The following is a 19279-nucleotide window of genomic DNA, read 5'->3' as shown; positions in this document are numbered from 1 at the left end:
GTTTGCGTTTTTAGGTCCCGGACAGTTCCAGCCCCCGCGTTATGCCGATCGCCTGCAGAAAGGCCTCATCGTGGCTCACGACGAGCAACGCGCCGTCATAAGCCCGAAGCCCCGCCTCCACCGCCTCGATGGAATCGATGTCGAGATGATTGGTCGGCTCGTCCAGGATGAGCAGCGGCGGCGGTACGGCACCACCCAGCACACAGGCAAGGCCGGCGCGCAGAAGCTGGCCGCCGCTGAGGCTCCCTGCACTCTGCAAAGCCGCATCCGCGCGGAACATGAACCGCGCCAGCGCCGCCCGGCAGGCATTCTCGTTGGCCTCGGGATGGAGACGGCGAAAATTGTCACGAATGGAGAGGCCGGCATCGAGCAGGCTGACGCGCTGGTCGAGCATGGCGAACTCCGTGAAGACGCGCACGCTTCCTTCGGAGGGCAGCAATTGCCCCGTGATGAGGCTGAGCAGCATCGTCTTGCCGGACCCGTTCGGCCCGGTCACCGCAATGCGCTCCGGCCCGGTGATGGTGACGGAAAACCCTCGAAGGATCGGGCGTTCCGGTTCATAACCGGCCGTCACGCCGTCGAGCTTCAGCACCGTCTTGCCGGCGGCGAGATGCGTCGGCGGCACGGCAACGGTGAGCGGTTGCAGAACCTCGATCCGTTCCCGTGCGGTCGCCATGGCCTCCGCCGCTTGCGCCTGCCGGCTTTCGGCAAGACGTGCCTGCACACCGCCTGTTACCTCGCTGCGCTCTTTCATGGCACCGAGCATGATGCGGGGAATATCGCCCTTCGCCCTCTTGCGCTTGCCGGCGCCATCCTTGCGCGCCTTGCGCTCGGCGACGGCCTGCACCGAGCGCGCGAGATCTGCCGCATGCCGTTCCGCATCGGACAACTGCCGCTGCGCAGCCGCCAGCTCCAGCGCCTTGCGCTCGCGGTAGGCGCTCCAGTTGCCACCGTAGCGCGTGGCGCAGAGCGAGGTGAGTTCCACGATCGCATCCATGCATTCCAGCAATTCGCGGTCATGGCTGACGACCACCGCACCGGCACGCCAGCCGGAAAGCATGTCGAGGACGGCCTGCCGGCCCTCCCGGTCGAGATTGTTGGTCGGCTCGTCCAGCAGCAAAAAATCCGGCTCGTGAAAGAGAAGGGCCGCAAGGGCTGCGCGCGTGCGCTGGCCGCCTGAAAGGGCGGCAAGACGGGTCTCGGCCGTTGCATCCAGCCCGACGCGAGCGAGCGCAGCGGCAAGGCGCGTTTCCAGCGTCCAGTCCGCATCCGCCAGGGCATCGGCTTCCGCTTCGCCGCATTCGGCGCGGCGGAGAATGTCGAGCGCGTCTTGAATGCCGAACAGGCTGGCGACCGTTTCCTCCGCCCCGACCTGCACGCTCTGGCGCAGCACGCCGATGGAACCATCGACGGACACGGTGCCGGAAAGCGGCTGCAGATCGCCGGTGATCAGCTTGAGCAAGGTCGTCTTGCCGACGCCGTTGCGTCCGACAAGGCCGGCGCGTTCGCGGCCGAAGCTCAGATCGAGATGGGAGAGAAGCGCGTGGCCGTCAGGCGTGGACCACGAAATTTTCGAGAGGGTGATGGAAGGCATGGATACGAATTTCCCCGAGGACAAAACGACGTCGATTTGTGGTCGGGTTGAAATTCATGCTGCACCATCCGGTCGGTGTTGACGACGGGCTTTATGTAGAGCCCGACCGGCGGCCTTGCAAGGGCAAGCCGCCAATCGGGTATTCGAAGCCGTCAGGCCACCGGCGGCTTGTCGAGACGCTTGGACCATTCATCGGCCTTGCCAAGGCCGGCATCGCGCCAGGGCGAGCCCTTGATGCCGAGCTTGCTGCGCAGGCGCATGCCAGAGATGATCCAGCGGTTCATGCCCGAGGCGATGAACGGCAACGAGGCGATGTGCAAGCCGGTGAACGGCAGGAACGGATTGCGGCGCAGCGAGCCGTAGATCTCGATGCGCGTCGTCGTTTTGTAGCTCGGGCTGCGGGCGTGAAAACCATGCGTATCGGCAACGACGAGCGTATTGGCCTTCACGGTCATCTTCACCGGCTGACCGTATCCGAGCGCACCGAGCTCGTCCGGCATGATGCGCAGCGAGCCGCGGGCGGAATAGATGTTTTCGATCGCATCGGCGTTTTCACTGATGCCGCGCTCCCAGGCGAGGCGCTGCGGCGTCATTTCGTGCGAGCCCGGCACATAGGCGAACGGACCGTCCTCTTCACCGACATCGCGCAGGAACAGCCAGGCCTTCGCCGTCGGCTGGAACGTATCGCTGTGCAGCGCCGTCTGCGGATCGGTCGAACCGGCCGCAACGACGGACGGCAGGGCCATGACGATCTGAACCACCAGCAAGGGCTGGCCGGCATGGGAAGAGACGTAGCGCAGCAGGTTGGTCAGGCGCGGATCGTTGCGCGCGGCCTTGAAGCCTGGCAGGGTTTCGAGGTCGCTGTCATCGATGATCGCGCGGCGCGTGACCGTCGCGCCCTGCTTCATGTCGTGGCGCTCGAAATCGCGCTCGGCCAGTTCACGCGTGACGGCGGCGAACACTTCCGGCGACAAAAAATTCTCGATCTTGACGAAACCGGTCTCGGCATATTGCCGGCGATGGTCCGGCGCGACGAGGTTTTCCAGCTTCCTGCGGCGCCAGGCGGCCATGCGCATTGCCAGCGACACACGCTTCTCATGCAGGCCCTTTTTGTTGAGCCACTTGCTGCCGATAACAGGGTTATCGGCAAAGGATTTTGCACCCGATGCGAGTTGCAGCGCATAAAGAGGGCTCAACAAGACTGACGATATCTTCATGGTCACCTGCCTGCGGGATGATTGCGCCGCCGGACGGCGACCGTGCCGTAACCGGCTGTTGCATATGCCGAGAGTGCTACACCAAGGCCCCCGTGAGATCAATTGCGCCGTCCGCGCAAAGCTGACTAGGTAATTCATATTATCTCTTCGGCCGTTAATCACAAATCCGGGAGCGCGTTGCACGGCGCGCGCAGTGGCTTATGATAGGGACATGATCAAGGTGCGCCTCGGGCCGCCTTCCAAGCTCTCTTACGGGATATCAGGACGTGAAAGGACGCCTCCGCCTTTTGTTTGCGCTCGCAACCGGCTTGCCGCTCCTCGTTTCGGGCGGTGCGACGGCCTCCGATGTCTGCGAACGGATTCAGGCGGAACTGGCAAACCTCCCTCGGGTCGTGGTCGACACCACAAGCGCGCGCAAATATGCCGGCGCCATCGCCCGCCAGAATATCCAGCTGCGCAAGGCCAAGAGCGATCAGCGCCGCCTCGGCTGCTCGTCCGGCAGCATCACCGTCTTCGGCGGTGAGAACGAAGCGGCCTGCGATACGCTGGAAACGGTCATCGGCAAGATGGAGCGCAATCTCTATATCCTCGACCGCAAGCGCCGCGAATTTGCCGGCGGCACATCCTCGCAAGGGTCGCGGAACCGCCTTCTCGCCGCGCTGGAAACGAACGGCTGCAACGACGACGCGAAGGTGATGCCGATCGCCGCGACCGAAACCCTGCGCACCTTGCAGGACGATACGCGCACCCTGCCGCTGGGCACCATGCCTGAAGACAGCGGGCGATTGCAGCTGCGCTCGCTCGGTGGCAGCGCCGGCCATGGCAATCTGCGCACCGTCTGCGTGCGCACCTGCGACGGCGGCTTCTTCCCGATCTCGTCGGGCGCGACCCCGCTCGATTTCCGCCGCGACCAGAAGGTCTGCGCGATGATGTGCCCGGAAACCGAGACGCAGCTCTTCTACCAGTCGATGACACCGGGCCAGGAAACCGAACAGATGACGTCGACCGTCACCGGCCGGCCCTATCGCGATCTCGAGCACGCCTTCAGCTACCGGACCCGCGATCTCTCCAAAGCTGGCACCTGCGGCTGCAATCTCTCCGCCTATTACCAGGAGATGATCAAGCGCCAGAAGGCGATGAAGGGCGAGACCGTTAGTACGAGCGGGGGCACGACAGAGGAAGCCCTGCCGGAAACCGGCTCCATCACGACGATCACAACCCGGCATGACAAGCAGGAAACAGCAAAAACCCCTGCCAAGATCGAGGACCGTGACTACGATCCCACGCATAGCAAGGTGCGCACCGTCGGCCCCGCCTTCCTGCCGGAAAACGAGTCCGCCATCGATCTCGGCCGCCCGGCCGATGCCGGCGTCAACTGACCTGCTTTATGCAGTCGCCGGCCAACGCTCCTCGAACACCAACTCTTCCAGCGGCAGGCGCTGCCGCCATCCCTTCACCGCCAGTTCCGGCTCCGCATACAGCTGATCCACGAAGCCGACGCAGAGCCAGGCAACGATTTCGACATGCGCGGGAATGCCGAGAATGTCGCGGATATCGCTGTCATGGAAGATGCTGACCCAGCCGACGCCGACCCCTTCCGCCCGCGCCGCGAGCCAGAGGTTCTGCACGGCGCAGACCGTGGAATAGACGTCCATGCGTGGATTGTGCGTGCGGCCGAGCACCACCGTGCCGCCCCGCGTCGGATCGCAGGTCACACAGATCGACAGCGGCGCCTTCAGGATGCCTTCGAGCTTCAGCGCGCGGTATTGCGCCTGCCGCTCGCCTGAAAACATATCCGCCGCCTCGGCATTGGCCTTGAGGAAGGCGCCATGCACTGCACGGCGCGTTTCCTCGCCGCGTACCAGCAGGAAATTCCACGGCTGCATGAAGCCGACGGACGGCGCGCTGTGCGCGGCATGCAGCAGGCGGCCGACGAGATCGTCGGGCAAGGCATCGGGCAAGAACTGGTCACGCACGTCGCGGCGCGTTTCAATGGCACGATAGACGGCCTGCCTGTCCTCACATGGAAAGGCGCCCGCCCGGACGAGATCGTCCGAGAGTTCTGTTCGCATCGTCTTCTCCCCAACAATGCGTCCAACCTGCCGCCGTCCGCGCGGTTCGGTCTATCTCGCCAGGCCGGTCTTCTGACTTCGGTTCACGCGGCCCGCACCTGCCTTCCCGGTTCAAGAACCAGTGGCAAAAGCTTGAATCGATTCAAGCTTTGGAATGCACGCCATCCCCGTCACAGCGTTGGGCACGTTCCGGACCTGGATATTGCACCCGCACCGGATTCCCGATTCTCCCGCATGTCGCGGGCACCTGACTGAAAAGGATATGCGCACGGCTTTCGGGCACGATCAAGCCCGCCCGCGCCGCGCACCTGTCTCAGAGCGCCTCACAAGCATCAGGCAGCGCGCGCCGCACCCGCTTCGGCCACCGTGCCGGCATCGATATCGCCGGCGTGAACAGCGCGGTTGCGGCCGGCATGTTTGGCCGCATAGAGCGCGGCATCGGCCATCACCATGACGTCGTGTAGGCTGCCGCCGTGATCGGGGAACTGGGCAATGCCCGCGCTGCCGCCAATGAGCAGAAGCTGGCCGTCATAGGCGATCGGCACCTGCGCATCGAGGACCAGCGCCTCGGCAAGCGCCACGAGGTTTTCGCGGGAAAAATCGCCATTGAGAAGAATGGAGAATTCGTCGCCGCCGAGACGCGCCACCGAACCCTGCTTGCCTACACGATCGGAGAAGCGGCGGGCAACCGCCTGCAGCACGATATCGCCCGCCGCGTGGCCATGGCGGTCGTTGACCGCCTTGAACCTGTCGAGGTCGAGCGCGAGGATCGCGAAGGGCTTGCCGTTGCCCTTGGCGATGGTGCGGCGGACCTCCTCGTCGAAGCCGCTACGGTTTTTCAGCCCCGTCAGCGGATCGTGCCGGGCGAGGAAGGCGTTTTTCGCCTCGCTGCGCTGGAGCGCCCTGACCAGCGCGGAAAAGCGCAGGGTCACGAAGAGCATGACGCCGGCAAAGACCAGCACGAAAATCGCGATCTGCGGCAGGGCCGAGCGCCAGACGAAGGAGCCCGGCATGTTGGGCCGCCAGGAGGCGACCATCGGATTGTAAGCATCGCCGCCGACCGGCGTCATCACGAGGCCCGGCTCCTCGGTGACGATGGGCGTGAAGCCGAGATCGTGCACGCCGAGCCGCCGCTCGGCATTGGACAGCATCTTCTGCGACACCGGCTTGACGGTGATGAGCAGGGTCGGCTCCAGACGGCTTGCGGGAATATAGAGCGATTTCGGAACGACGGCCTGCACGACGACGATGCTCATGACGCGGTCGATGAGCCGCATGCCCGAGACATGTATTTCCGGCAGTGCCGGGGTCAGGAGATCGGGGTCCTCCTTGGCGCGCGCCACCTGCCAGCCACCCCGATCGGGCGACAGCGCCTCGCGATAGGCCCGCTCGGCGCGGCGGGTGAGATCGCTCATCCATTGCAGCTTTTCACGCGCCTTGCGGTCGGAAACCTTTTCGCCTCGATGCACGCCGAGGATTTTCTCACCATCCGGCGATGTCAGGATCATCCAGGAAAAGCCGAAGTCGGACCACATCCAGTCGCGCATCTGGTCGCGCACGAAATCGTCGTCCGGCATACCGTGGGCAAGCGCGTTGAAACTCTTGTCCCAGAAGGACAGCTGGCTCTGGTACTGCACCACCTGGTCGATCTGGTGGCTGAATTCGTTGCGGACCAGCGTGCGCTCGGTCTCGGCGACAAAACTGTCGGCGCGTTCGATGGCATAGTCGAGGACGAAGAAATTCGCCGCGCCGAAAAGCCCGACGATCATCACGGCCGCAGCGCGAATTGCGAAACTCACCCTTCGCCGTTTTCCCGTCCGGCCTTCTTCCGTCCTGCCCGTCATCGTCACCCCTGCCTGCCCCCGCCCGGTTCCGGGCATTGTTGAACAGAGGCTAATTGGCAGACCGCAAAATTCACTTAAACAGGCTGGTGAGCGAAAACTTAACGCATATGCACCACAAATTGTGATCAGACCGGCGCGTAACGCACAAAGGCGAATTCGCTGCCGTCCGGCGACCAGTTCGGCACGTTCATCGTGCCCTGCCCACCGAAAAGATCGAACAGAATCCGTGCGTTGCCGCCGTCCACGTCCATAAGGCGCAGCCGCACATCGAGATCGCGCGGATGATCGAAGACATCGCCGTCATAGGACAGCACAAGCAGGTGTTTCCCATCAGGCGACGGATGCGGAAACCAGTCGCCATAGGGGCTGTCGGTGATGCGGGTCGGCTCGGAACCGTCGGGACGCACCCGCCAGATCTGCATGTGGCCGGTGCGGCTGGAATTGAAATAGATCCATTCCCCATCCGCCGAATAATCCGGCCCGTCATTGCGCCCTTCTCCAAAAGTCAGCCGCTTTTCCTCACCCCCCGACACAGGAATCGTGTAGATATCGAAGACATCGTCGCGAATGCCGCAATAGGCGAGCGCCGCACCATCCGGCGACCAGCCGTGCCAATAGGACGGCAGGTTCGGCGTCACCAGCCTCGGAACGCCGCCCTCGACCGGCAGCACATAGATCGCAGACTTGCCGAACTCCACCTTGTCGCTGATCGCCAACATAAGTCCGTCGGGCGAAAGCCCATGGTCGTTGTTGCACTGCACCGCAAAGCCGGTGTCGATCCGTTGCGGCGCAACGCCATCGAGCGCCAGCCGATAGAGCAGCCCATCGCCATTGATAACGAGAAACCGCCCGTCCCGCGAAAAATTCGGCGCCTCGACCAGTTGCTCGGTCTGCCAGACGACACGTGTTTCGCCGGAGACGATGTTGTGGATTTCGACCGAGCTGCGCATCGCCTACCCCCGGTCGCGATACCGGTTGGTGATCGGATAGCGGCGGTCGCGGCCGAAATTCTTCTTGGTAATCTTCACGCCCGGCGCCGACTGGCGGCGCTTGTATTCGGCGATGTAGAGCAGGTGTTCGATGCGGTGCACCGTCTTCACATCATGGCCCCGCGCGACGATGTCCTCCGTGCTCATCTCCATCTCGACGAGGCATTCGAGGATGTCGTCGAGGACGGGATAGGGCGGCAACGAATCCTGGTCGGTCTGGTTCGGGCGAAGCTCGGCGGAGGGCGCCTTGTCGATGATGTTCTTCGGGATCACCTCGCCCGTCGGCCCAAGCGCGCCCGGCGGCAGATGGGCGTTGCGCCAGCTGGAGAGCGCGTAGACCTGCATCTTGTAGAGGTCCTTGATCGGATTGAAGCCGCCGTTCATGTCGCCATAGAGCGTGGCATAACCGACCGACATTTCCGACTTGTTGCCGGTCGTCACGACCATCGAGCCGAACTTGTTGGAGATCGCCATCAGGATCGTGCCGCGCGTGCGGCTTTGCAGGTTTTCTTCGGTGATGCCCTCTTCCGTGCCCTCGAAGGTCTCCGACAAGGCGGCGAGAAAGCCGGTCACCGGCGCCTCGATCGGCACGATGTCATAACGGCAGCCGAGCATCTTGGCGCAATCGGCGGCATCCTTGAGCGAATCCTGCGAGGTGTAGCGATAGGGCAGCATGATGCAACGCACCCGCTCCTCACCCAGTGCATCGACGGCGATGGCGGCGCAGATGGCCGAGTCGATGCCGCCGGAAAGGCCCAGCACGACATTCTTGAAGCCGTTCTTGTTGACGTAATCGCGGAAGCCGAGCAGGCAGGCGCGGTAATCCGCCTCCTCCTTTTCGGGGATGCGCGACATCGGCCCGCCGTCGCAGATCCAGCCGTCCCCTTCCTTCTTGAAGGTGACGAGCGCGACGGTCTCCTCGAACTGGCTCATCTGGAAGGCGAGCGTCTTGTCGGCATTGAAGGCGAAGCTCGCGCCGTCGAAGACCAGTTCGTCCTGGCCGCCGAGCTGGTTGGCATAGACGAGCGGCAGTCCGGTCTCGATGACCTGCTTCAGCACGACCTGATGGCGGATATCGACCTTGCCGCGATAATAGGGCGAGCCGTTCGGCGAGAGCAGGATTTCTGCGCCGCTTTCGGCCAGCGTCTCGCAGACGCCGAGCTCGCCCCAGATGTCCTCGCAGATCGGGATGCCGAGCCGCACGCCCCGGAAATTCACCGGACCCGGCATGGCGCCCTGGTCGAAGACGCGTTTTTCATCGAATTCGCCGTAGTTCGGCAGGTCCACCTTGTCCCTGACGGCAATCACCTTGCCGGCATCGATTATGGCGACGGCGTTGAAGCGGCCGGTCTCGTCCTGCCGGGGAAAGCCGATGATGACGCCGGGGCCGCCCTGTGCGGTGTCGGCGGCCAGATCGTCGATGGCGCGGCGGCAGGCCTTCAGGAAGGCGGGCTTCAGCACGAGATCCTCGGGCGGATAGCCGGAGATGAAGAGTTCCGTGAGCAGCAGCAGATCGGCACCCTGCCGTGCCGCATCCTCGCGGGCCGCACGCGCCTTGGCGAGGTTGCCGGTGATGTCACCGACGACAGGGTTCAATTGCGCAACCGCGATGCGGAGCGTCGCCTTTTCAGTCTCGGAAGTCATATCTGCAGACCCGTCTTTGCATGGTGTCCGATCCTGCGCAGCCCGCACTCTCGAACGGTCGAGAAGCTGTTTAGAGCATGACAGAGGCTTTGGGAATGAAAAGCCTGACGATTGCACGCGCTTTCCCGCCAAGCCCCTGTTTTCAGCGGGTTCCCGCCGCCATTGCGACGATGCAACAGGTGGAACCAAAGCACAGGGAGAACGTTGCAGAAACCGTTCATCTCCTGTTCAAGATGACGTCCGTATGACAGATACACGAAAGTTTCATGAAGTTTGGAGACGGCCTTGGCCCTGTTCACTCCCGCAGCCGTGGCAATGGATGCCACCGAAGGACTTGCCGCTGAGGCAGGCTTCTTTGCGCGCCATGCAAAGGCGCTTGCCGTCCTGCGTTCGCTTGCCGTTTCCGGCCTTCTGGCACTGCTGACCGTCGTCGTCGTCGAACTCATCACGCGCGGCTCGCTCGAGCAGACCTGGATTTATTTCACCAATCTCGAACAGCCGGCCTGGACCACGACGGGCGTGTTCTTCCTGACCTATCTCGCGCTCGATGCGCTGATCGGCCGCCAGCACAAGGGCGTGTTGTTCATCGCGCCGCTCGTCGTGCTGATGGGCGTCATCTCGCAGCAGAAGCAGGTCTTCCTGACCGACCCGCTCTACCCGACGGACCTGCTGTTCGGCCGCCAGATCATGGAACTGATGCCGGTCCTCGTGCAGGATCGTCCCTGGACGGCCGCAGGTCTCGCCCTCGCCATCGTCGCCGCCGTCGTCGGTCTCGTCAGCCTCTGGGTTTTCGCTTGGCGCCGCTTCCGGCCGCTGACACGCAAGGAACGCCTTGCACGCCTTGCCGTCGCGCTGCCGCTGCTCGCCGGCTTTGCCTCCATCATGGACTATAACGACTTCTCCTGGGTACGCGACCGTCTGAAGGTCTTCCCGATCATGTGGGACCAGGCGGAGAACTATCGCCACAACGGCTTCGTCATGGCCTTTGCCATCAACCTGCCGATGGCCAATGTTCAGGCGCCCGCCGGCTATATGGTCGATGCCATCGACAAAATCCCCTCCAAGCCGCTGCCCTTCGGCACCACGCACCGCTCCAAGCCCGACGTCATCGTCGTGATGAGTGAATCGCTGTGGGATCCGACGCGCATCGACAGCGTGAAGCTCTCGCAGGATCCGATGCCGGTCATCCGCGAAAGCCAGGGCGGCCACGTCTTTTCGCCGGAATTCGGCGGCCTGACGGCCAATATCGAATTCGAGGCGCTGACGGGCTTCTCCAACGCCTTCCTGCCGACCGGCAGCATTCCCTACCAGCAATATATCCGCAAGCCGATCCCCTCGCTTGCCACGTTCTTCCGTGCGGAAGGCTATACGGCGCGCGCCATCCATCCGTTCTCCGGCTGGTTCTGGAACCGTTCGAGCGTTTACAAGGCGTTCGGCTTCGAGACCTTCAAGGACGTCGACAAGATGCCGCCGCTCGCAAAGCGTGGCAACTTCACCTCCGATGAGGCGCTAACCAAGGAAATCATCCGCCAGGCCGATCTGCAGGAAGATCCGTTCTTCTTCTTCACCGTGACCCTGCAGGGCCACGGCCCCTATGACGACGGCCGCTACACGAAGACGGACATCACCCCCGAAGGCAAGCTGGACGCGCGCGACAACCGCATGCTGGCAAGCTATGCGCAGGGTGTGAAGGAAGCCGATCAGAGCCTCAAGATGCTGATGGACTGGGCCAAGGAGCGCGACCGCGAGACGATCATCGTCGTGTTCGGCGATCACCTGCCGCCGCTCAACACGGTCTACCAGAATTCCGGCTACATGAAGGGCATCACCGCCTCGCGCAAGGGCTCGACCGAGCAGATGAAGAAGGAGCACGAGACCCCGCTCGTCATCTGGTCGAACAAGACCGGTGCGGAAAAGGATGTCGGCACGATCAGCCCGGCCTTCCTCTCCTACTACATCCTCAAGGAAGCCGGCTTCGAGCACCCCTACTACACGGGCTTCCTTGGCGCCGTGCATGACAAGCTGCGCGTCATCGACCGCTACATGCTGATCGACGCTAAAGGCAACGGCACGCCGGACTGGGCGCGCAAGAAGACCGTCGATCCGCTGGTGCGCGACTTCCGCTTCCTGCAGCACGACATCATGTTCGGCAAGCAGTACGGTCTCGAACGCTTCTTCAACTCCCATGCGGAACTGATGAGCGCGGCGTACTGATTTCCCGCACAAAACGAGGCTAGGCTAGGGCTCCGATTCTCTTGCGGAGCTCCGCCATGAAACCCTTCGACGACGCCGCCCAAATCCTCTTCGGCAAAACCTCCGATGAGCTCGACGAGACCGAGCGCGAGGTGTTGCTCCATTCCCGCGAGGGTCGTATCCTGTCGGAAGACAGGAACGTCGCCTACCAGTCGAAGCAGGCGCCCGGCGACCGCGTCGCCGATGCCATCGCCCGCGTCGGCGGCTCCTGGGCCTTCATCGTGGGTTTCCTCGTCTTTCTCGCCGGCTGGACCGTCGCCAACACGATCCTGCTGACGAAGGACGCCTTCGACCCCTACCCCTTCATCTTCCTCAATCTTCTGCTGTCGATGATCGCCGCCCTGCAGGCGCCGATCATCATGATGTCGCAGAACCGGCAGGCCGCGCGAGACCGTTTCGAGGCGTCCAAGGATTACGAGGTGAACCTCAAGGCCGAGATCGAGCTGATCGCGCTGCACCATAAGATCGACACGCATTTTCTCAACGAGATCGCCGCCCTGAAAATGGAAGTGCTGCGATTGCATGATGTTCTGCGCGATAAAGAGTGACGTGCAGATGCAACTTTTCGACTACATAAATCCAGCCGCCCAATCTATAGGAGAAATTAAGATTCAGGTTGCACTATAAGCGTGCATCCACTTCCGGATGCGGGAATACCAAGTCGTCAGACAGTCTCAAGGAGGAGATGTCATGCACGCTCTGTCCCGCTTGGCGAAGGATCGCGCCGGCACATCGGCCCTGGAATTCGCGATCATCGCGCCCTTGTTCTTCCTGGTCCTCTTCACGTTGATCGCCTACGGCATCTACCTCTCCGTCACCCATTCGGTGCAGCAGATCGCGGCGGACGCCGCCCGCACGGCGGTCGCCGGTCTCAACCCGGCAGAACGCGTGACATTGGTCAATCACTATCTCGATGCCTCGCGCTTCAATTACTCCTTCATCAACCGGAAGAAGATGAATGTGCTGGTGGCCGACGACCCCGGCAATCCGGATCAATTCACGGTGACCATCTCCTACGATTCCAGCGACCTGCCGATCTGGAAGATGTTCACCTTCGCCCTGCCGCAGGAAAAGATCGAGCGCTACGCCACCGTGCGTGTGGGAGGCCTGTGATGACGAAACGCCCGTCCACCCTCCTCACTGATCACTCCGGCAATATCGGTACGCTCGCCGCCCTCAGCCTGCCGCTGCTGGTCTTCTCCATCGCGCTCGGTGTCGACTTCGGCTATCTCACCGTGCAGCAGCGTCAGTTGCAGGCTTCCGCCGATCTCGCCGCCATCGCCGCCGCCGCCAATGTCGGCGAGGCGGAGAAATCGGCGGCCAGTTATTTCGCATTGAACGGCATGCCCGTCACCGTGACGGACAAGGACGGCGGCAACCTCATCCAGCCGATCACCCTGCCGGCCGGCACCAAGAGAACGCTCGCCGCGGCGAAGATCGAGCGCGGCCGCTATAGCGCCGATCCCGATATCACCCCGGAAGCACGCTTCAAGCCAGCCAGCGCCGACGCCGATGCCGATGCCGCACGCGTCACGCTCACCCGTCCCGCAGATCTTTTCATCGCGTCGATCTTCATGCCCGAGCCGCCGGTTTTGTCGGCCGTCGGTTCCGCGGCCCGCAACAAGATCGCCGCCTTTTCGGTCGGCACACGGCTTGCCAGCCTCAATGACGGTATTCTCAATGCACTGCTCGGCCAATTGCTGGGCACCAAGCTCTCGTTGAAAGTGATGGACTATCGCGCACTCGTCGATACCGACATTGCCGTCAATCCCTTTCTCAAGGCCGTCGCGACACAGCTCAACCTTACGGCGGCCACTTATGAGGACGTGCTGAATGCCGGCATCACCATGCCGCAGCTTCTCGCCTCGATGCGCGCCGTCGAAGGCCTTTCCGCCACCACCAAATCAGCGCTCAGGATGATCGAACAGGCAACGGCAAGCAGCAAGGTCAAGTTGCCACTGTCGCGCATCCTCAATATCGATCCGAAGAAAGGCCTCGCCGTCGCCACTGGCGGAGACTGGAAGATGGCAGTCAACGCGCTGCAGATGGTCTCGGCTGCCGCGGCCCTGGCCAATGGCAAGAACCAGGTGGCGCTCGATCTGGGCACCTCGCTGCCCGGCCTCGCCGCCGTCACCGTCCGCCTCGCCATCGGCGAACCGCCGGTCGAAACGCCCGCCCATCGCTTGGGGGAACCCGGCGTTGCCGTGCGCAGCGCCCAGACGCGGCTTGCCGTAGAGGTGAGTTTCGACGGCCTGGCGGCACTCGCCGGCCTGCGCATAAAACTGCCGCTCTATGTCGAGGTCGCGGCATCGGAGGCCAAACTTGCCGATATCCGCTGCCTCGGCGGCAAGGCGGAAAACGCCAATGTCTCGGTCGATGCCGTACCGGGTGTGGCGGAAATCGCGCTCGGCAAAGTCAATCCCGCCGTGCTCTCGGATTTTTCCGACGAGGCGCGCGTACAAAAGGCCCGCATCCTCGACTCCGGTCTCGTCCGCATCGATGCCATCGCTCATGTCGAGGCAAAAAACCTCGGCCGCACCCGCCTCGCCTTCTCGCCGACGGACATTGCCTCCCGCGCCGTCAAGACCGTCTCAACACGCCACACGCTGACCTCCGCGACGACGACGCTGCTTCAGAACCTCGATCTCGACATCCAAATCCTCTTCCTGACGCTCGGCACGCCGAAGGCGGTAACAGCTGCGCTCGCCTCCACGCTGGCAACGGTAACGGCGCCGATCGATGAGCTGCTCTACAATCTGCTGCTGGTCGTCGGCGTCCGGGTCGGGGAAGCGGATATCCGCGTCACCGGCGTGCGCTGCCAGCGCCCAGCCCTTGTGCAGTGAAGACGACGGCGCGCCTCATCCGCCTTGAGCATATTGGGGCGCGTCATCGACGATCTCGTAGTAGTCGCCCTTGTCGGCGCAGAAGATATGCATGCCGATCTTCAACCCCGTCGGCTGCTCGAACGAGCCGGCCATGATCGAAGTATAGTCCGAGCCGTCGCCCTTCCAGAACAGCGCCGAGCCGCAGGTGCGGCAGAAGCCGCGGCTCGCCGTCTCGCTGGCCCGGTACCAGGTGACGCTGTCGGCGCCCTCCACCGCCAGCCCGTCGTCCTGCACATTTGTCGCCGCATAAAAATGCCCCGTCTGCCGGCGGCACTGGCTGCAATGGCAGGCGATCACCTCGCGCAGCTTGCCGGATGTGCGAAACCGCACCGCGCCGCACAGGCAATGTCCCGAATGCGTATCGCTCATGTCTCCCCCTTTTATTGTATGCGCAGGTGCGCAAACGAAAACCGGGCCAGCTTTGTCAGCCGGCCCGGTCCTGTCAAATTCACATTCCTGAATGCTTGCATCAGCGCCGCTAATTTACGGAGCCAAAGCATGAACGGATGGAGATCAGGCGTTCACAACCATCCGCTTTTCATCGCGGCCGCCCTTCATGCGCTCGGCAAGAAGGAAGGCGAGTTCGAGCGCCTGGTCGGCGTTGAGGCGTGGATCGCAATGGGTGTGGTAGCGGTCGGCTAGGTCGTCGCCCGACAGCGCGCGTGCGCCACCCGTGCATTCCGTCACGTCGTTGCCGGTCATCTCGATATGGATACCGCCCGGATGCGTGCCTTCCGCGCGGTGGATCTGGAAGAAGCTTTCGACTTCCGACAGGATCCGCTCGAACGGACGGGTCTTGTAGTTGTTGAGCGTGATCGTGTTGCCATGCATCGGATCGCAGGACCAGACGACCTTCTTGCCCTCGCGCTCGACGGCACGGATGAGCTTCGGCAGGTTGTCGGCGACCTTGTCGTGGCCGAAACGGCAGATCAGCGTCAGGCGGCCGGCCTCGTTCTGCGGGTTCAGCAGATCGATGAGCTCCAGCAGGCCGTCGCCGGTCAGCGACGGGCCGCACTTGAGGCCGAGCGGGTTCTTGATGCCGCGGCAATATTCGATATGCGCATGGTCGGCCTGGCGCGTGCGGTCGCCGATCCAGATCATATGGCCGGAGGTGGCGTACCAGTCGCCGGAGGTCGAATCGACGCGGGTCAGCGCCTGCTCGTAGCCGAGCAGCAGCGCCTCGTGGCTCGTGAAGAAATCGGTCTCGCGCAGGTTCGGGTTGGTTTCCGGCGTGATGCCGATGGCCTTCATGAAGTCCATCGTTTCGGAAATCCGGTCGGCGAGCTTGCGGTAACGCTCGGCCTGCGGGCTGTCCTTGACGAAGCCGAGCATCCACTGGTGCACGTTGTCGAGATTGGCATAACCGCCCATTGCGAAGGCGCGCAGCAGGTTCAGCGTCGCAGCCGACTGACGGTAGGCCATGATCTGGCGTTCCGGGTTCGGAATGCGGGCTTCCTCGGTGAATTCGATGCCGTTGATGATATCGCCGCGGTAGGACGGCAGCGACACGTCACCCTGCTTCTCGATGCCCGAGGAGCGCGGCTTGGCGAACTGGCCGGCAATACGGCCAACCTTCACAACCGGCTGCTGGGCGCCAAACGTCAGGACCACGGCCATTTGGAGGAAAGCGCGGAAGAAGTCGCGGATCGTATCGGCGCCGTGTTCGGCGAAGCTCTCGGCGCAATCGCCGCCCTGCAGCAGGAAGCCCTTGCCTTCTGCGACATTGGCGAGCGAGGCCTTCAGGCGGCGGGCTTCGCCGGCGAAGACGAGCGGCGGAAACTTCGCGAGGCGCTCTTCAGTCGCCGCCAATGCGGCGAGATCCGGATAATCCGGAACCTGCTGGATGGGCTTGTGCCGCCAGCTGGTCGGGGTCCAATTCTGTGCCATGATACTCACCTGTCCTGAAGCGCTCGCGAAAGCCTGCGGGCGCCCCTCCTTTTTGAAGATGCGGGCTTATAAACCGTTAGATGGTTCTTGCATAGCCGAACTTCCAGCGGTCACCGAGGCAATTGCGACGGCGGTGTTTTCATGTGACAGCCCAAAGGTCGGCGATCAGGCCCGGGAGCGACGCGAAGCCGCTCCGGATGCGAATATCCAGCTGGAAACAGGCTTTTGCGGCGTCTTTTGCGGCTGTGGCCGGGCGCTTTCCAGCCATCGCTTGAACAGTGTGTTCACGCCTTGCAGGCCGCGCCATTCCGCCCGCTCCAGCGGGTCGGTAAAAGCGCTGCGTTTTGACCGTTGCATCGCGGTCGTCTGTCGATCGAGGGCAATCATCCATTCCGGGCTCATGACGAAACTCCTTGTTGGCGGTGTCCGTCATGGAAGTAGCGACCGGTTTGCGGTCTTCGTAGATGCGGAAATGAAACGCCCGTTTCACCGGTGAGCGATACCGGCGGCGGCTTTTGCGCTATGAAAGGCGAGGCAAACGAGGAACCGGACATGTCGGAAGTCGATTGGAGCGACCTGCAGCTTTTCTTCCACGTCGCCGCCGAGGGCGGGCTTGCCGGCGCGGCGAGCATGACGGGCATCAGCGCGCCGACGATCGGCCGCCGCATGCTCGCGCTGGAACGCGCCATGGGCCGCACGCTCTTCGTTCGCAGCCAGCAGGGGTATCGGCTGGCGCCCGACGGCGTGGTGCTGTTCGAGCATGTGCAGACGATCCGCCGCACGACAGCCGACATCACGCGCTGGCATGGCGATGCCTTCGCGCTGCCCATCGTTTCCGTTGCCGGTGATATCTGGCTGACGGGTTTCGTGGCCGACAACACCGGCGCGCTACGCGGCGCTGAAGACAGTTTCCGCCTCTGCTGCAAGCGGCTCCCGCCCGGCGACGACCTCACCTATCGCCACGGCATGATCTTCCTCCTTCATGCGGCGCCGAAAACCGGTAATCTCGCCGTGCGCAAGTCGGTGGACGTCGCCTATGCGGTTTACCGAGCAGCGGGCCGCGCTTTCGAAGGGGATCTGCCCTGGGTATCGATCGGCACGGAAGTCGCTGTCTCCGAGCCGGAAAAATGGGTTTTCCGCCATCACGAAAACCAGATCCATACCTGGACCAACGCGCCCGACATCCTTGCCCGGCTGATTGCCGGCGGTGCGGGGCGTGGCGTGCTGCCGACCTTCGTCGGAGACACGATACCGGGGCTGGTGCGCGAGGGCGAACCGATCGAGGCCCTCACCCACCCGCTGTGGCTCGCCGTCAACGACGACGATCGCCACCGGCCGGAAATGCGCCTCGCGCTCGACCGCCTCGCCGCGCTCTTCAAGCGCCACGAGGATCGTTTCGCCGGCCGCCTTCCGCCGGAAAGGATTGCGCCGCTTAGAGCCGCTGGCCGTTCTTGATGCGATAGCTCGGCTGGTACATCGTCACGAGTTCTTCGGACGCCGTCGGATGCACCGCCATGGTTCGGTCGAAATCGTCCTTGGTGACGCCGGCCTTCAGCGAAATGCCGAGCAGCTGCGCCATCTCGCCGGCCTCATGGCCGAGAATATGGGCCCCCACCACCTTGCGGTCCGCCGCATTGACGACGAGCTTCATGATCGTCTTTTCCTGCCGGCCCGACAGCGTCGCCTTCATCGGGCGGAATTCGGCGCGGTAGATTTCAAGATCGTCGAACTTTTTCGCCGCATCTTCCTCACTGAGGCCGACCGTACCGATCTCCGGCTGCGAGAAGACGGCGGTGGCGATGAGGTCGTGATCCGGCGAGACCGGATTGCCGCGGAACTCCGTCTCGATGAAGCACATCGCCTCGTGGATGGCGACCGGCGTCAGTTGCACGCGATCCGTCACATCGCCGAGCGCGAAAATGCCGGGTACATTGGTGCGCGAAAAATCGTCGACGATGATGGCGCCGCGCTCATTCATCTTAACCCCTGCCGTCTCCAGCCCGAGGCTGCCGGTGTTCGGCACCCGGCCGAGCGCCAGCATGACCTGGTCGACGACAAGCGTCTCGCCGGCCTTGGTGGCGACGGACCGCTTGCCATCTGCTGTTTCCGAAACGCTGGTGATGATGTCTTCGCAGATCACGCGGATGCCCTTGGCGATCATCGCCGCCTGCACGCCCTGGCGCATGTCGTGGTCGAAGCGCGAGAGGATCTGCTTGCCGCGATAGATCAGCGTCGTCTCGACGCCGAGGCCGTGGAAGATATTGGCGAATTCCACCGCGATATAGCCGCCGCCCGAGATGACGATGGCTTCAGGCATCTCCGGCAGGTCGAAGGCCTCGTTTGAGGATATGCAGAGCTCGTGGCCCGGCAGATCAGGATGCGGCGTTGGATGACCGCCGACGGCGATCAGGATGCGCTCGGCCGTCACCAGTTCGTCGGTCGCCGTCAGGCGAAGGGTATTCGGACCGACCAGCACGGCGCGGGTCGCCAGAATGGTCGCAGCCGCATTGTCGAGGCCCTTGCGATAGAGGCCTTCGAGACGGGAGATCTCATTCTCCTTGGCAGCAACGAGCGCCTGCCAGTCGAAGGTGCTTTCGCCGACCGTCCAGCCGAAGCCAGCGGCGTCCTCGAAATGCTCGGGAAACTGCGAGGCATAGACATAGAGCTTCTTCGGCACGCAGCCACGGATGACGCAGGTGCCGCCGAAGCGGAACTCCTCGGCGATCGCCACCTTCTTGCCCATGCTTGCGGCGAGACGCGCGCTGCGCACGCCGCCGGAGCCTCCACCGATGACGAAGAGGTCGTAGTCGAATGTCGGCATGGTGATCTCCTGCGGGCAAGGCTGGCCGGACGGCCGTATGGGATGCAGCGGCGCGAATCCGCCGCCCGGTTTT

Annotated in this window: 16 protein-coding genes and 1 riboswitch; of the genes, 6 read left to right on the top strand and 10 right to left on the bottom strand. The window is 63.2% G+C overall.

Going from position 1 to position 19279, the window contains the following annotated elements:
* Nucleotides 1-10: 10 nt before the first annotated feature.
* Entirely contained in the window at nucleotides 11-1594 is a 1584-nt protein-coding gene (locus ACOZK4_RS21210) for an ABC-F family ATP-binding cassette domain-containing protein (protein WP_421593645.1), read from the bottom strand.
* Nucleotides 1595-1746: 152 nt separating this feature from the next.
* The gene (locus ACOZK4_RS21205; protein WP_421593644.1) at nucleotides 1747-2811 is read right to left on the bottom strand and encodes a phytanoyl-CoA dioxygenase family protein; all 1065 of its coding nucleotides are present in this window, start codon (nucleotides 2809-2811) and stop codon (nucleotides 1747-1749) included.
* A 266-nt stretch (nucleotides 2812-3077) separates the two neighbouring features.
* Here ACOZK4_RS21205 and ACOZK4_RS21200 point away from each other — a divergent pair, with 266 nt between their 5' ends.
* Nucleotides 3078-4190 carry a DUF2865 domain-containing protein gene (locus ACOZK4_RS21200; protein WP_421593642.1) on the top strand — a complete coding sequence of 371 codons (1113 nt, stop codon included), beginning with the start codon at nucleotides 3078-3080 and terminating at the stop codon, nucleotides 4188-4190.
* Between the two features lie 6 nt (nucleotides 4191-4196).
* On the opposite strand, the gene bluB is transcribed toward ACOZK4_RS21200, so the two are convergent.
* From bluB to ACOZK4_RS21180, 4 genes are all read right to left on the bottom strand, one after another.
* Nucleotides 4197-4883: a 5,6-dimethylbenzimidazole synthase gene (bluB, locus tag ACOZK4_RS21195; protein WP_421593640.1), complete on the bottom strand. Its 687-nt coding sequence runs from the start codon at nucleotides 4881-4883 to the stop codon at nucleotides 4197-4199.
* Nucleotides 4884-4928: 45 nt separating this feature from the next.
* Nucleotides 4929-5149, bottom strand: a riboswitch (cobalamin riboswitch).
* Between the two features lie 66 nt (nucleotides 5150-5215).
* Nucleotides 5216-6682: a diguanylate cyclase domain-containing protein gene (locus ACOZK4_RS21190; RefSeq protein ID WP_421593639.1), complete on the bottom strand. Its 1467-nt coding sequence runs from the start codon at nucleotides 6680-6682 to the stop codon at nucleotides 5216-5218.
* Between the two features lie 170 nt (nucleotides 6683-6852).
* Nucleotides 6853-7677 carry a TolB family protein gene (locus tag ACOZK4_RS21185; protein WP_421593637.1) on the bottom strand — a complete coding sequence of 275 codons (825 nt, stop codon included), beginning with the start codon at nucleotides 7675-7677 and terminating at the stop codon, nucleotides 6853-6855.
* 3 nt (nucleotides 7678-7680) lie between these two features.
* The gene (locus ACOZK4_RS21180; RefSeq protein WP_421593636.1) at nucleotides 7681-9360 is read right to left on the bottom strand and encodes an NAD+ synthase; all 1680 of its coding nucleotides are present in this window, start codon (nucleotides 9358-9360) and stop codon (nucleotides 7681-7683) included.
* Nucleotides 9361-9675: 315 nt separating this feature from the next.
* Here ACOZK4_RS21180 and ACOZK4_RS21175 point away from each other — a divergent pair, with 315 nt between their 5' ends.
* The 4 genes from ACOZK4_RS21175 (at nucleotide 9676) to ACOZK4_RS21160 (ending at nucleotide 14456) form a co-directional block, all read left to right on the top strand.
* A complete protein-coding gene (locus tag ACOZK4_RS21175) occupies nucleotides 9676-11574 on the top strand; it encodes an LTA synthase family protein (protein WP_421593786.1) in 1899 nt (632 codons plus the stop codon).
* Nucleotides 11575-11630: 56 nt separating this feature from the next.
* A complete protein-coding gene (locus ACOZK4_RS21170) occupies nucleotides 11631-12161 on the top strand; it encodes a DUF1003 domain-containing protein (RefSeq protein WP_421593635.1) in 531 nt (176 codons plus the stop codon).
* 142 nt (nucleotides 12162-12303) lie between these two features.
* The gene (locus ACOZK4_RS21165; RefSeq protein WP_421593634.1) at nucleotides 12304-12726 is read left to right on the top strand and encodes a TadE/TadG family type IV pilus assembly protein; all 423 of its coding nucleotides are present in this window, start codon (nucleotides 12304-12306) and stop codon (nucleotides 12724-12726) included.
* A complete protein-coding gene (locus tag ACOZK4_RS21160; RefSeq protein WP_421593633.1) occupies nucleotides 12726-14456 on the top strand; it encodes a pilus assembly protein TadG-related protein in 1731 nt (576 codons plus the stop codon). Before ACOZK4_RS21165 ends, ACOZK4_RS21160 begins: the two co-directional genes overlap by 1 nt.
* A gap of 15 nt (nucleotides 14457-14471) precedes the next feature.
* Here the strand turns inward: ACOZK4_RS21160 and ACOZK4_RS21155 are convergent, their stop codons facing one another.
* The 3 genes from ACOZK4_RS21155 to ACOZK4_RS21145 all read right to left on the bottom strand — a co-directional run bounded on the left by ACOZK4_RS21155 (nucleotide 14472) and on the right by ACOZK4_RS21145 (nucleotide 16787).
* Nucleotides 14472-14867: a GFA family protein gene (locus ACOZK4_RS21155; protein WP_421593632.1), complete on the bottom strand. Its 396-nt coding sequence runs from the start codon at nucleotides 14865-14867 to the stop codon at nucleotides 14472-14474.
* Between the two features lie 144 nt (nucleotides 14868-15011).
* Nucleotides 15012-16385, bottom strand: coding sequence for a class II 3-deoxy-7-phosphoheptulonate synthase (locus ACOZK4_RS21150; RefSeq protein ID WP_421593631.1), 1374 nt, complete (start codon nucleotides 16383-16385; stop codon nucleotides 15012-15014).
* A gap of 165 nt (nucleotides 16386-16550) precedes the next feature.
* Nucleotides 16551-16787, bottom strand: a complete 237-nt coding sequence (locus tag ACOZK4_RS21145; protein WP_421593630.1) for a hypothetical protein — start codon at nucleotides 16785-16787, stop codon at nucleotides 16551-16553.
* Nucleotides 16788-16937: 150 nt separating this feature from the next.
* On the opposite strand from ACOZK4_RS21145, the gene ACOZK4_RS21140 reads away from it, so the two are divergent.
* Nucleotides 16938-17840 (top strand): LysR family transcriptional regulator, encoded by a 903-nt coding sequence (locus tag ACOZK4_RS21140; protein ID WP_421593629.1) that lies wholly within the window; start codon nucleotides 16938-16940, stop codon nucleotides 17838-17840.
* On the opposite strand, the gene gor is transcribed toward ACOZK4_RS21140, so the two are convergent.
* The gene (gor, locus tag ACOZK4_RS21135; protein WP_421593628.1) at nucleotides 17818-19206 is read right to left on the bottom strand and encodes a glutathione-disulfide reductase; all 1389 of its coding nucleotides are present in this window, start codon (nucleotides 19204-19206) and stop codon (nucleotides 17818-17820) included. The two genes, ACOZK4_RS21140 and gor, sit on opposite strands and share 23 nt — an antisense overlap.
* Nucleotides 19207-19279 lie beyond the last annotated feature (73 nt).

It is taken from the genome of Shinella sp. M27 (genome assembly GCF_049199905.1).
Lineage (GTDB): Bacteria > Pseudomonadota > Alphaproteobacteria > Rhizobiales > Rhizobiaceae > Shinella.
Note: the sequence above shows the minus strand (reverse complement) of the source record. Positions and strands in the feature narration are given on the sequence as shown.